General features: G+C 62.3%; 11 protein-coding genes. 3 read left to right on the forward strand and 8 right to left on the reverse strand.

The genetic code is table 11. From position 1 onward, the window contains the following. Window positions 1–16: 16 nt before the first annotated feature. From ACVZUB_RS29210 to ACVZUB_RS29240, 7 genes are all read right to left on the reverse strand, one after another. The gene (locus ACVZUB_RS29210; RefSeq protein ID WP_003946004.1) at window positions 17–688 is read right to left on the reverse strand and encodes an SRPBCC family protein; all 672 of its coding nucleotides are present in this window, start codon (window positions 686–688) and stop codon (window positions 17–19) included. Then, entirely contained in the window at window positions 685–3,207 is a 2,523-nt protein-coding gene (cutA, locus tag ACVZUB_RS29215) for an aerobic carbon-monoxide dehydrogenase large subunit (protein ID WP_019746089.1), read from the reverse strand. The genes ACVZUB_RS29210 and cutA overlap by 4 nt, the downstream gene beginning before the upstream one ends. After that, window positions 3,204–3,848 carry a (2Fe-2S)-binding protein gene (locus ACVZUB_RS29220; protein WP_003946048.1) on the reverse strand — a complete coding sequence of 215 codons (645 nt, stop codon included), beginning with the start codon at window positions 3,846–3,848 and terminating at the stop codon, window positions 3,204–3,206. Before ACVZUB_RS29220 ends, cutA begins: the two co-directional genes overlap by 4 nt. Window positions 3,849–3,850: 2 nt before the next feature. After that, on the reverse strand, window positions 3,851–4,753 hold the full coding sequence (locus tag ACVZUB_RS29225; protein ID WP_007735487.1) for an FAD binding domain-containing protein: 903 nt from the start codon (window positions 4,751–4,753) through the stop codon (window positions 3,851–3,853). Window positions 4,754–4,842: 89 nt separating this feature from the next. Continuing rightward, window positions 4,843–6,282: a uracil-xanthine permease family protein gene (locus ACVZUB_RS29230; protein ID WP_047271857.1), complete on the reverse strand. Its 1,440-nt coding sequence runs from the start codon at window positions 6,280–6,282 to the stop codon at window positions 4,843–4,845. 292 nt (window positions 6,283–6,574) lie between these two features. Further along, window positions 6,575–7,798, reverse strand: coding sequence for an aminotransferase family protein (locus tag ACVZUB_RS29235; RefSeq protein ID WP_482628022.1), 1,224 nt, complete (start codon window positions 7,796–7,798; stop codon window positions 6,575–6,577). Window positions 7,799–7,838: 40 nt separating this feature from the next. Next, on the reverse strand, window positions 7,839–9,317 hold the full coding sequence (locus ACVZUB_RS29240) for an amidase (RefSeq protein ID WP_482628023.1): 1,479 nt from the start codon (window positions 9,315–9,317) through the stop codon (window positions 7,839–7,841). Here ACVZUB_RS29240 and ACVZUB_RS29245 point away from each other — a divergent pair. After that, a complete protein-coding gene (locus ACVZUB_RS29245; protein ID WP_155277953.1) occupies window positions 9,309–9,449 on the forward strand; it encodes a hypothetical protein in 141 nt (46 codons plus the stop codon). The two genes, ACVZUB_RS29240 and ACVZUB_RS29245, sit on opposite strands and share 9 nt — an antisense overlap. Here the strand turns inward: ACVZUB_RS29245 and bar are convergent. Continuing rightward, the gene (bar, locus tag ACVZUB_RS29250) at window positions 9,443–10,552 is read right to left on the reverse strand and encodes a barbiturase (RefSeq protein WP_007735206.1); all 1,110 of its coding nucleotides are present in this window, start codon (window positions 10,550–10,552) and stop codon (window positions 9,443–9,445) included. The genes ACVZUB_RS29245 and bar overlap by 7 nt on opposite strands. 223 nt (window positions 10,553–10,775) lie before the next feature. Here bar and upp point away from each other — a divergent pair, with 223 nt between their 5' ends. Both upp and ACVZUB_RS29260 read left to right on the forward strand, forming a co-directional pair. Beyond that, window positions 10,776–11,399: a uracil phosphoribosyltransferase gene (gene upp / locus ACVZUB_RS29255; protein WP_482628024.1), complete on the forward strand. Its 624-nt coding sequence runs from the start codon at window positions 10,776–10,778 to the stop codon at window positions 11,397–11,399. Between the two features lie 92 nt (window positions 11,400–11,491). Continuing rightward, entirely contained in the window at window positions 11,492–13,189 is a 1,698-nt protein-coding gene (locus ACVZUB_RS29260) for a PucR family transcriptional regulator (RefSeq protein WP_003946020.1), read from the forward strand. Window positions 13,190–13,268 lie beyond the last annotated feature (79 nt).

Consider the following 13,268-nt stretch of genomic DNA (forward strand, 5'->3'; position numbering starts at 1 on the left):
TTGACACCTGAGTGAACTACTCGCGACAACCAGAACGCGCCAGGAATCCGCCTATAGCAACACCTGACAAAGCAATGGCTGCGCCGACGACGGCGCTGACCATCACCGTGCGAGCATCTGTGCCGCCCGCTGTCGGTGCAGCGGCCGGAAGAACCGCCGGTGCCGCGACAGCTCCGGAAACTACCGGCGCGCCTTCGACCGCCACTGCCGGTATTGCCGCCGCCACGGCGGCAGTGACCTTCTCGGGGATGCCGTTGGCAATGACGCCGTCGATGCTCTTGAAGAACACCCCGGCCATCTTCTTGGCTACACCGGTGATCATGCGCTGCCCGACGCCGCCGACCATCCCGCCGACCACGGCGTCGGCGTCATACGAAAGCAGCGTGCCACCCTCGTTCTCCGTCAAGGTGACCGTGACGTCCGCCTTCACCGTGCCGGGAGCACCCGCCCCCGAAGCCGTCATGACAAACGAATTTGGCCGATTCTGTTGCGACAGAACAACCTCGCCGTCGTAGACGCCCTTGATCGACGCGACCCCCGCCATGATGGAGAGCTTGTAGTGATTGTCCGTGAGCTGCTCGAGCGACTGCACACCGGGAATGGTCGCGGCCAGTACACGACCGTCCTGGAGCTTGTCGTAGACCTCTTCGCGAGGTGCCGTCAGCTGCGCGGTGCCGGCGATTCTCATGCATTCTCCTCTGATGACGAACCCGCGTGTGCGAGTCGAAGTTCGAACAGTTCGGACGGTGAAATGGGCATGGACGTGATCGAGATTCCTTCGGCGTCCTCGATGGCAGCCGCGATGACGGCGCTGGTGGGGATCACACCCGCCTCACCGGCACCCTTCATTCCGAGTGGGTTGAGTCCCGACGGCGTGACGGTGTGATCCATCTCGAGCGAATCCGGCATCTCGGTGACGAACGGCATCAAGAAGTCCATGTACGACGCGTTGAGCATCTGCCCGTGCTCGTCGTAGACGATCCGCTCGTAGAGTGCGCCGCCGATACCTTGCGCGACGGCGCCCATGACCTGACCTTCGACGATGCGGGGGTTGATCACGTTTCCGCAGTCGTGGATGACAACGTAACGACGGACCGTGATCTCGGCTGTCACGGGATCGGTTTCGACGATCGCCGCGTGCACTCCCGAAGCGAAGGTGGAACTGGGCGGCGAGTAGTAGCCGGTTGCTTCCAGACCGGGCTGCTCACCCTCGGGAATCGGCGGCTTCGACATGTCCGTGTCGGTCTTGGCGAAACCGGTGGCCAGCTTCGACTCACGGTCGAACGCATATCGTAGCGGGTTCGACAGCACGGCAACAACACTCAGCGGTACGGACGTACCTTCCACGCCGGCTTCGGTGCCGATCTTGCACACGTGGCCTTCCCGGAGTTCCAGTTCGGTTTCCGGCAGATCCAGGATTCCGGACGCGATCTTCTTCGCCTTCTCCGCGACCATCTGCGCCGCGACATGGAAGGCCGAACCCGACATGACCGCCCCACGCGAGGCGAAAGTGCCGACGGCATAACCGAACCGGCGGGTGTCACCCGTGACGATCTCGACGTCGGAGACCTTGACTCCGAGGTCGTCCGCAACGATCTGGGCGAACGCGGTCTGATGGCCTTGGCCTTGCGTCGTCAAGCCTGTTGCGGCCTTGACCTTTCCGGACGTCTCGACCACGACGTGCGCACCCTCGTAGGGTCCGGGTCCGGTTCCCTCGACGTACGCGCCGATACCGATGCCGACCGACCGACCTTCGGCACGAGCCTTCCTCTGGTACTCGGGAAATCCGTCCCAGTCGATGAGCTTCTTGAGCTTGTCGATGCCCGCCTGGTAGTCGCCCGTGTCGTAGATCAACGGGCGTCCGTCCTGGAACATCAGGCCGAAGTCGTACGGCATGTCCTCGGGGCGAATGAAGTTCGCCTCCCGCACCGCGATCTTGTCCTTGTTCAGGTACTTGGCGATGGCGTCCATGGATCGCTCCATCGCGAACACGGCCTGCGGACGTCCGGCGCCGCGGTACGGGGTCACGATCACGGTGTTGGTGTACAGCGAATAGGCGTTGACCCGGAAAGACTTCGGCTTGTACGGCCCGAGAACCTGCGTCGCGGTGTTGATCATGACGATGATCCCGTACGGCAAGTAGGCACCGTTGTCGTGCCAGAACGTGAAGTCGAACGCCAACAGACGACCCTCGTCGTCGAATCCGATGTCGACCTTCTGGATCTGCCCGCGCTCGTGTGCGCTCGAGATGAAGTGCTCACGGCGATCCTCGACCCACTTCACCTCACAGGAGATACCGGCCTGGCCGAGGCGTCGAGCGGCCCACGTGATCATGACTTCTTCGGGCCACGGGTGAACGATCTTGACGCCGAATCCGCCGCCGACGTCAGGAGCGATGCAGTGAACCTTGTTCAGCGCCATCCCCAATCGCGCGGCGATTGCGGCGCGGGCGGACGTGGACGTCTGGGTGGAGGTCCAGAACGTGAGGGTGTTCTCGTCACCGTCCCAACGTGCGTAGACACCCTTGCCCTCCATCGGCATGGAAGCCGAACGCTCGATTTCGAGATCCAGCGTCAGTCGGTGCGGCGCGGCGGCCAGTTCGGCATCCAGATCTCCGAACCCGTGCTGCAGGTGAGCGGCGACGTTGTCCGGAACGTCGGCGTGGACGGCGTTGGCGGCGGTGCGAGCGACGTCGATCCCCACTACAGGCTTCAGCGCCTCGTAGGTGACGTCGATCTTCGCGCAAGCGTCCTCGGCGATGTACCGGTTGTCCGCAACCACCATGGCGATGGCTTCGCCGACATGCTTCACCTCGTCCTTCGCGAGGGGATACCCGTTGCGCGGAGCGATGATTCCCGGATGAGGAATGAGCAGTGGCAGGTTCTCCGCCATTTCCGGCGTGTCCGCGAGGAGATCTTCGTAGGTGTAGATGGCATGCACACCAGGCACTTCCAGCGCCTGGTCGATGTCGATGTCGATGATTCGCGCATGAGCGTGCGGCGACCTGACGAATGCCGCGATCAGCGCGTTGTGGCCCAGATCGTCGAGGTATCGCCCCTGACCGCTGAGCAGACGCGTATCTTCCTCGCGCGGAATCGGTTTACCGAAGAACTTGCCGTCGTCGGCAACCGAATGATCGGCCGTCGAATGATCGGAAGCGGGATGCTTCGCCCCGTTGCGCTTTGCTGGTTTGACCGGAGTACTCATGCCTTACCCGCCCGTCCTCCGACGGGATTCGTTGTTCCCCGCACTTTACGATCCAACGCCTCCCGAGTGGACGCGTCGTCGATTCCGAGCGGGAACTGCCCGGCCCGTTCACGCTTGATCTCGGCTGCGCGCAGAACCGACGCCCTGATGTTCTGGTACCCCGTACAACGGCAGAGGTTTCCCGCTATCGCGTCGGTAGCTTCCTCCCGCGTGGGGTTGGGGTTCTCCTCGAGAAATGCCGCGATGGTCGTCACGAATCCCGGAGTGCAGAATCCGCACTGCAGACCGTGACAATCCTTGAACGCCTGCTGAACCGGATGCAAAGTGCCGTCCGGCTCGACGAGGCCTTCGACGGTGGTGATCGATCGACCTTCGAGGCTGGCCGCGAGGACGAGGCAGGATCGAACAGGCTTTCCGTCGAGCAGCACGGTGCACGCACCACACACGCCGTGTTCACAACCCACGTGCGTGCCCGTCTTACGGAGGTGGTGACGAATGGCATCCGAAGCCAGAGTGCGGGAGGGAAGAACGACGGTGTTCGTCACCTCGTTGAGCGTGAACGTGACAGCTACATGGTGCTCACCGGTATCTGCTGCCAGCTCGGCAAGTTGATCATCGATGGAGCGATCGTTTTTGGACATTGTCACCACTTTCCTGCCAGTACTGCGTTCTCACTGAGAGCATCCGTTGCCGCCGCGAAGCCGACCCGCGCCGTGAGCGCGGACACCAACTGCGAGCGGTACGCCGCCGTCCCGTGAATGTCTGCCTCGGTATCTATCTGCGCGCGGGCGCATTCCCCGAGGGTGCGCCACCGCGGGTCTCGCTGATCCGTCGCGGACGCCCCCGCCAGCACGTTCGTGTAGTCCACGACCTGCCCCAGCTCTCCGGCGGACACGTACGTCATGTGCGCTTCGGTCACCAGACCGTCGACCACGCGAATCCGGGCGACGACGCCGACCAGTGCATAGTCACCGTGACGACGCGCGATCTCGTCGATGGCGGTTCCCACGCCGGGTTCGGCGGCGGGCACCGACACCGACACCGCGATCTCGTCTGATTCCAGGCTCGACTCGAGAGGGCCGGCGAAGAGATCCGTCGACGCGATCTCGCGGGTGCCACGCACCGACTGGACGGTCACGCTGCCCCCGAGCAGCGTCAGGACTGCCGGCATCTCCGCCGACGGATCGGCATGGACGATGGAGCCGACGCTCGTCCCGCGGTTACGGATCGTGGGGTGCGCTACCAACTGCAGAGCACGGTTCAGCAGAGGCTGGACTCGACGAGCACCTTCGTCGGCCGCCAGCACCGAGTGCGTGGCCAGGGCCTGGAACCGCACTCCTTCGTCTTCGGACGAGGTCACCGAAGCGAGGTTCGGGATCGATCCGATGTCGACGATGTGGGCGGGCGCGGCGAGGCGCATGGACAGCAGCGGCACAAGCGATTGCCCACCGGCGAGCACCTTCCCCTCGTGAGAGACCTCGGAGAGGATTCGGCACGCGTCCTCGACCGAGGACGGTCGGTGATAAGTCAGCGGCGACGGTTTCATTACTCAATCCTGCCTCTATGAGTCACTTCACGTTTTGTGCAGATGTGACAACGGTCACGGGTCATACCTGGCATACATTCAACTTGGCATCACGTGAGCTGCGCCACGGGCTCTTCAAGTTCGTCATCTGACGCATTCGCCCCCGGCGTTGCGCCCGGCCGCCTCCCGGACTTCGGCCTGTTCAGTTCAGGGTTCCAGGACCCCACGAGCCGGCAGAGGTGGTACATCGCGATCAAGACGATGGTGCCGAGCGCGATACCTCCGAGCGAGAACGTGTCACTGAACTTCAGCGCCGTGTCGCCGATACCGATGATCAGACCGGCGGCAATCGGCATCAGATTCAGCGGGTTCCCGAAGTCGACGCCGTTCTCTTTCCAGATCTTGGCGCCGAGCAGACCGATCATGCCGAACAGAACCACAAGAATTCCGCCCAGGACGCCGCCGGGCGTCGCCGCCATGACTGCTCCGAACTTGGGCGAGAAGCCGAGCAGGATCGCGATGAAACCCGCAATCACGTACGCGGCGGTCGAGTACACCCGCGTGGCAGCCATGACACCGATGTTCTCGGCATGAGTCGTCGTAGGGGAGCCGCCTACTGCGCTGGCGATGGCGGTGGCAAAACCGTCACCGGCAATGGCGCGTCCGATGTACGGGTCGAGATCGTCGCCCGTGATTTCGGCGACCGCCTTGACGTGTCCGGCGTTTTCCGCGACCAGTGCGATGACACCGGGAAGCACCAGAACGATGAACGTGAGGCTGAACGAGGGAGCGTGGATACCGACGATCCCGTTGGCTTCGTCCGAGAACGGCGGCAACCCGAACCAAGACGCCGAGTGCACCGAATCCCAGTTGACACGAAAGTGCTCGGTGGGTGCGCCGCTACCACTGGCGGACGTGATCGGACCGGAGAGCCGGTCGAGGACCCACGAGAAGATGTAGCCGAAAACCAGCGCGACGAGAATGGCGATACGTCCCAGGAAGCCGCGTAGCGCAACGCTCATCACGATCAGTGCAACCATCACGATCAGTGCCACCCACTGATCCTGCGGCCAGTACAACCCCGCGACCACAGGCGCCAGGTTGAAGCCGATCAACATCACCACAGCGCCGGTGACCACCGGCGGTAGCGCTTTACTGATGACGCCACCGCCGAGAAAGTGGATGGCGATGCCGACGAATCCCAGAACCAACCCCGACACCAGAATCGCACCGGTCACTTCGGCCGTCGTTCCACCTTGGGCACGAATGGCGGCAACGCCACCGACAAAAGCTGCGGATGTTCCGAGGTAGCTGGGAACGTGCCCCTTGACCACCAGCAGGAAGAAGAGCGTACAAAAGCCTGACATCATCACGGCAAGTTGAGGATTGAGGCCCATGATGATCGGGAAGACGAACGTCGCGCCGAACATCGACACGACATGCTGGCCGCCCAACCCGATGGTTCTCGCCCAACTGAGTCGCTCGCCGGGAGCGACCACTTCACCGGCTCCGATGTTCTTTCCGTCTCCGTGCAACGTCCAGATCGGCATGACGAGACCTTTCGCAAAGGAGGAAGGTGTTCGAAATGCTTTGTGCCCCAGCTCACAAACACCGTGTCTGGAGTGAAACGCTAATGCAGGAACGAGATTTGGACGTGATGACAATCTGCCAGAACCCACTCACCGAGATTGGCAACAATGGTGGCAGATGATGCGGGCAGGGGTCATCGTCAGTGTTGGAGGCAGTTTCGACCGAAATGAGGACCACGCCACGAAGGGCCCAAACATTTTCTTCGGCTTAATGATTCCGTAACACGATGTCTGTCAACGGAAAACGACAGTCCTAGCCGAGGGCTGCGAGGATTCCCGCTGCCATCTCCGCGACCTGATCATCGGTCATGACGAACGTCGGCGAAATCTGCATCGCACCCTGACCCGCGGCGCGACCCGAAATACCATGCTCGCGAAGCGTCTTTACAAATGGCAACGCCTCCGCCGGATCAGCCAACTGCACCGCAGCGACCGCACCGAGCCCACTACGAACCTCCGCCACCCGCGGATGCTCCGCCAGCGGCTGCAGATGCGTATGCAACGACGCCTCCAGACGCTTCGACTCCGCGAGCAGATTCTCACGCTCGAGAATGTCGAGGTTCGCCATCGCCGCCGCAGCAGCACCGGCATGCCCGCCGTACGTGTACCCATGACGCCACCACGAACCCGCATAGAACGGCTCCGCCACCCGCGGCGCGATGAACACCGCACCCATCGGCACGTAACCCGACGTCAAACCCTTTGCCGTGGTCATCATGTCAGGCTGCAAATCGAAACGAGTGGACGCGAACCACTCACCACCGATCCGGCCGAAACCGGTCACGACCTCGTCGACGACAAAGAGGATGTCGTGCTCGCGGCAGATGTCACGCACCTCCGCCAGATACCCCTCCTGCGGCAGATACACCCCACCCGCACCGATGATCGGCTCCGCGAAGAACGCAGCGATCTTGTTCGCACCGACCCGCTCGATCAACTCGAGCAGACTCTTCGCATCGTCCCAGCCGACCGTCGCCGCATCCGCCATCAGCTCGCCGTACCCCTCACGGTTCACCGGAATACCAGCCAAAGCCGTTCCCGCAACGTGCATTCCGTGATACGCCTTCTGACGACCGACGATGATCGCCTTCTCCGGCTGCCCCACCTCGTGCCAGTACCGACGAGCAAGCTTCGCCGCAGTGTCCACCGAATCCGAACCACCCGAAGTGAAGAAGATCTTGCTCCCGGCAACCGGCGCGATCGTCGCCAACCGCTCCGCCAACACCTGCGTGGTCTCGGGAACGAAATCACCGAAATTCGAGAAATGAGCGATCTTCGACAACTGAGCCGCCACCGCATCCGCGATCTCCGTGCGCCCGTGCCCGACATTGGTGAACCACAGGCCCGCCGTCGCATCCAGATACCGAGTGCCCTCGCGGTCCCAGATGTACGCGCCCTCACCGCGAGAGACGACAAACGCGCCGTTCTTCTCCACAGCGCCCATGTCCGCGAACCCGTGCCACAATGCCGAAGCCATCGTCTTTCTCTCCCAACTGGATACGTTCGAAATAGATCGGTCAGTTCACGCGGAGTGCGGGCGGAAGAACCCGCTCGACCCACTGGGTTGCCTGCTCGAATGCGTAGGCGAGTTGGAGTACGTCCAAGTCGGCTCCGTGCCGACCGATGATCTGGATACCCATGGGAAGCGAACGATCGTCGAAGCCGACCGGCATCCCCGCAACCGGAACCCCGGCCATCGTCCAGGGAACAACCGTCTCCATCCACCGGTGATACGTGTCCATCGATCGGCCGTCGACGGTCTCGGGCCAGTGAGTGTTCTTGTCGAAAGGAAACACCTGGGCACTGGGCGCAAGAATGTAGTCGTAGGTTTCGAACATCTTGGTAATGGCCGACAGCCAGCCGTTGCGGGCCTCCGCGGCCTTGGTCACGTCGAGAGCCGACAGTGTGACCGCGTGCTCGAGTTCCCACAACAGTTCGGGCTTCATCAACTCGCGCAAGCTCGGATCGTTGTACTGATCGATCAAGCCGAGCTGTGCCCACCAACGCCACCGCAAGAACAGTTGCCAGATGTCCTCCGGTTTGAAGTCGGGAAGCGCCGCCTCGACGCGGCACCCCAACTGTTCGAAGACCTCGAACGAGGATTCGCACAACTCGAGAACTCCAGGTTCGGTTGCCAGGTAACCGTTCCAGTCACCGACCCATGCGATCCGAGAGCCCTTCAGATCACGTGCGAGGCTTTCGGTGAATACCGCGGGATCCTCACGAATCCCCAACGGTGCATAAGCATCCGGCCCCGCCATCGTGGAAAGCAGGTGAGCCACGTCGGTGACGGTTCGGCCCATCGGGCCCACAACGGCGCCCTGAGCGATGAATCCCGTCTCCGGTATCCGACCCCAGGATGGTCGAAACCCAACAACGTTGTTGAATGCCGACGGGTTTCGGAGCGAACCCATGTAATCGCTTCCATCAGCCACCGGCAACATGCGGAGCGCCAACGACGCTGCGGCGCCACCGCTGCTACCGCCGGCAGTGCGCGAATGGTCGTACGGCGACACCGTCGTACCCCACACCGGGTTGTACGTCTGGGATCCGAGCCCGAACTCCGGTGTGTTCGTCTTGCCGATCACGATGGCACCGGCAGACCTGATCCGCTTGACGAACAGTTCGTCATCTTCGGCGATTCGGTCCGCGAACATCGGCGACCCGGACGTGAACGGCAGACCCTTGGCTGCCGAAAGATCCTTCACCGCATGCGGAAACCCGTGCATCCAACCGAGATACTCCCCACTCGCCAACTGCGAATCACGCTCGCGCGCCTCCGCCGTCAACGCTTCCCGATCCCGCAATGCGACGATCGCGTTCACCGCCGGGTTATGTAATTCGATGTGATCGAGGAAGCTGTCCATCACCTCGACACACGACACTTCACGCCTGCGTATCAGACCACTGAGCGTGACCGCATCGACCATGACGAGTTCGCGATTCTCGGGCGCACCGGAAACGCTCTCGTCGACAGGGTCAGCAGCATGAACCATCGTGAATCCTTTCAAGCAGTGAAGTGGGGTACGCCGCGGCGGACTCGCCGCCACCGGCAACTGATTCGAGGACGAATTGCCGGTGGCGGCGCGACTGTCGAGGTTTCCAGCGAGGTTCTTGCCTACTACTGACCGAGATCGACGATGGCAGCGACTGGGCCGCCGCCCTCGGGACCCTGGTGCGCTGCCGATACCGAGACGAACACTGCCGGATCGCCGGTGACAGCTGCCGTGACTCCGCCGACACACGACTTGATCTGGCGGTGCCAGTGCACGTCGGAGTCGTCGAGCATCGCATTACGACGGCCACGGACCGTTCCGTCCTGACTGGCCTCGCACTTCAAGAACACGTTGACGAGTTGACCGTCCAGGTCGCTCGAGTGCGGCCGCTCCGGAAGTTCGAGTCCGGCGTCACGGATCGCCGCCCAGATGCCGTCCTGGTCGAGCGGATCCTTCATCACGCTGTGGCCGATCCGGTAGCGTCCGCCGACGCCACGTGCGTTACCGACGACGACGATCTGCGCGCGGTCCAACTCGACGCCGGACGAGCAGGATGCGACGGAGGAGAAGAGTTCGCGGCTGTGCATGACATCCTCGTCGGTCGGCATGTCGATTTCGCCGAGCGCAACCGCGATCCCCAGAGCCGTTCCGCCGTTGGACAGGTCCATCGACTCATGAGTCTGTTCGGTCCACACAGTCTTGCCGCGGCTCTTGGCGTCACGGATGGTGTGAATTGTCAGCAACGGAGTCTTGGTCTGTACGTAGTGCACGTCGGCGGGATCGGTGATGCCGGCATTGGCCATCGCGTCTTTCACTGCCGCAGCAACTTTGGTGATCATAGCCGTACGGCCGATGTCCTCGGGCAGCAGTTGCTCACTCATGGCGACACCCACGGTCAGTCGCGGCTCGTCGGTCTTGGTGACCTTGTCTGCCGGCACGGTCGCGAAGATCGTCGCGTGCGGGCTGATCACGCCGTCCGTGCCGCCGGACCAGACGATCGGCACCTCCGCCACTTCTTCGGGGCTGCGATTACCCTTGGCGGAGAGAACCTCTCGGAACGCTCGGTCCGCGATGATGCGCGTGTAGTCGTTGACGCCGCCGTTACCCTCGGTTTTGCCGATGACTGCAATGACGCGGTCGGCCTCGAGGACACCGTCGTCGATCAGCTTGGCGAGCTCACTGGCGTCGGAGACGCTGTGTAGCGGAACCTTACGGACCTCGATTGCTTCGGGCATTGGCATCTCCTTGTATAGGGAATCGTGGAGGCAAAATTGGGCCTTGACAGCTCCGGGCGCCCAGTCCAGCCGAGCGGTTCGGAACTGCCGTGTCGACCACGCTATGACGACTCGAACCCATCGGCATCGTCAATACTTGCCCAAACGAAAACCGCGATTGGTTATTTCGACTCCGAATCACCGGTTGTGCGCCGCCCCATCGGTTCTCACTTACGATTCGACCATGGACACCACTGTTGTCGACCATCCGCTGGCGGCATCGCTGCTCACGACCATGCGCGACGCTCGCAGCGACAACGCAACGTTCCGGTCCGCCTTGCGCAGACTGACCCATATGTTGGTCTACGAGGCCATGCGCGGCGCAGAACCGGAACAGTTCGACATCGAGACGCCAGTTGCTCCGACGCTGGGGGTGCGGCTGGCGAATCCACCGCTCCTGGTCCCGGTCTTGCGAGCGGGCCTCGGCATGGTCGAACAGGCGAGTGCCCTTATTCCGCAGGCAGGCGTCGGTTTCGTGGGAATGGCACGAGACGAGAAGACACACCAGCCGGTTCCGTATCTCGAGTCCCTGCCAGCTGATCTGTCGAGCACCCCCGTCTACGTCCTCGATCCGATGTTGGCGACCGGTGGATCCATCGTCCGCACAATCGATCTGCTCATTGCACGCGGAGCCACCGATGTGACTGCAATATGTGTCGTCGTGGCTCCGGAGGGGATCGAAGCACTGAAGAACTCCGGACATCCGGTCCGGCTCCTCACAGCGAGCATCGACGACGGCCTGAACGAAAATGCTTTCCTGGTACCTGGACTCGGAGACGCGGGCGATCGCCAATTCGGGCCGCGGTAGTTGGCAGACATACGGAGAACCGCTCATTTCGAGAGGCTATTTTCGTCAACTGTTGACAATGTTCGTCGCGTGATCGAGCGTAGTCTCGCGACATGGATAGATCTGCCAAATATTCGAGCGAAGAGCTTCAACATTTGCCAGAGGGTGGCGACTACAGACTCACAGTTCGGGATGTCCTCGAGCTGCCCAGTCTGCGTGGAGCCGAAGTCCTTGCCGGGCACGGGGGCTTACGCCACCTCGTTCAATCGGTGAACGTGATGGAAGTACCGGACATCCTCGCTTGGGTGAAGCCGAACGAGTTGTTGGTGACAACCGGGTTCCCGCTGCGCTACGGGCGAACCGGCGAGCTTCTCGACGACACAGATCTCAGTGACCTCGTCGACGGTCTTGCACGTCGAGGAGTCGCGGCACTTGCCGTGAAAACGGGCCGTTATCTCGACGAGTTGCCCGAGGCGATGCTGCACATGGCAGAGCAGCGAGGGCTTCCGCTGTTGGTTCTTCCCGTCACCGCGGGATTCGACGAGGTGATCTCGGAGGTCTTCACCAAGTTGGTGGCGAAGCAGTCCGCGGCACTCGACATTGCCGATCGACTTCACCGCTCGTTGACGTCGATCGTCTTGGAAGGTGGCGATCTACCTCAGATTGCCGCAGAATTCGCCGCGCTCTTCGACGTCAGCGTTCTGATCTGCTCGCCGGACGGAAGGGTATTGACCGAGGCCGGGGATTCAGCCGCGCTGAACGCGCTTCCGTTGTTCGAAAGCACCGGTCGGTTCCTGACCGAGCGGGTCGCCGTCGGTTTACAGAACGCGCCCAAGGGATTTCCCGGCCAGTTGGCGCTCACCCGAGTGGTGGCCGGCGGCACCGACCACGGCCGGATGGTGGCGTACGCCGGCACCCACGAACTCGGCGCAGTTGTCGTTCAAGCGCTGGAGCGAGCGGCCACCGTTGCCGCGCTGGCCGTCACCAAACAGCTGGCAGTTGCGGCAGTGGAATCCAAGTTCCGCGGCGACTTCCTCCGTGACGCACTGATAGGCGAAGCCGGCTCGCCTGCGGAAGTGAGCGCGCACTTCACCCAGTTGGGGTGGGATGTCACTCGTCCACTTGCCGTTGTGGTTGCAGAACTCGACGTCGATCACCCGGAATCCCAGCACGCGAATTCCACTCGCACGGACCAAGATCGACTCAGCGACGGCTGGCAACAAGTGGTCCGAACACACGAGCGGACGGCGCCGTCCGTCGGGTTTCGACACGAGGTGGTCACGCTTTTCCCGACCAGCACCGACCGTGCGGTTCGGGACATCGAAGGGTTGGTGCGCAAGGTTGCCGGCGATCGCACCAGCGGCCGCCGATCCTTCAGCACGGGAGTGAGCCGGGTGATCTACTCCCTGGCCGATCTACCCGCGGCCTACGACCAAGCCTGTACAGCCGTGGTCGTCGGCCGACGTATCAACGGGCCGGGGCAGATCGCACACTTCGACGAACTCGGTGTACACCGACTCCTCTCGCTCCAGACGGACAAGAGCGAACTGCGTTCGTTCACCGATGACGTTCTGAAGTCCTTGTCGGCGGACAACGCCGAAGCCGCTGACCTGCGTCTGACACTCCAGACCCTGCTCGACTGCAATTGCAATGTCGCCGAGGCCTCCCGGGCGCTGCACATGCACTACAACACTTTGCGTTACAGAATCGGAAAGCTGGAGAGCGTCGTCGGATCGTTCACCGACGACCCCGTCCTTCGATTGAACGTCTCACTCGCCCTGCAGGTCATGAAGATGCACGAAATGTCATGACTTCGCACGATATGAGCTGACAGAACGTCCCGATAACGGTTCGATACAACCGCAATCGCGCCGCCCGGTGAGCGTTCGT

The sequence above is a fragment of the Rhodococcus sp. OS5 genome (assembly GCF_056837585.1).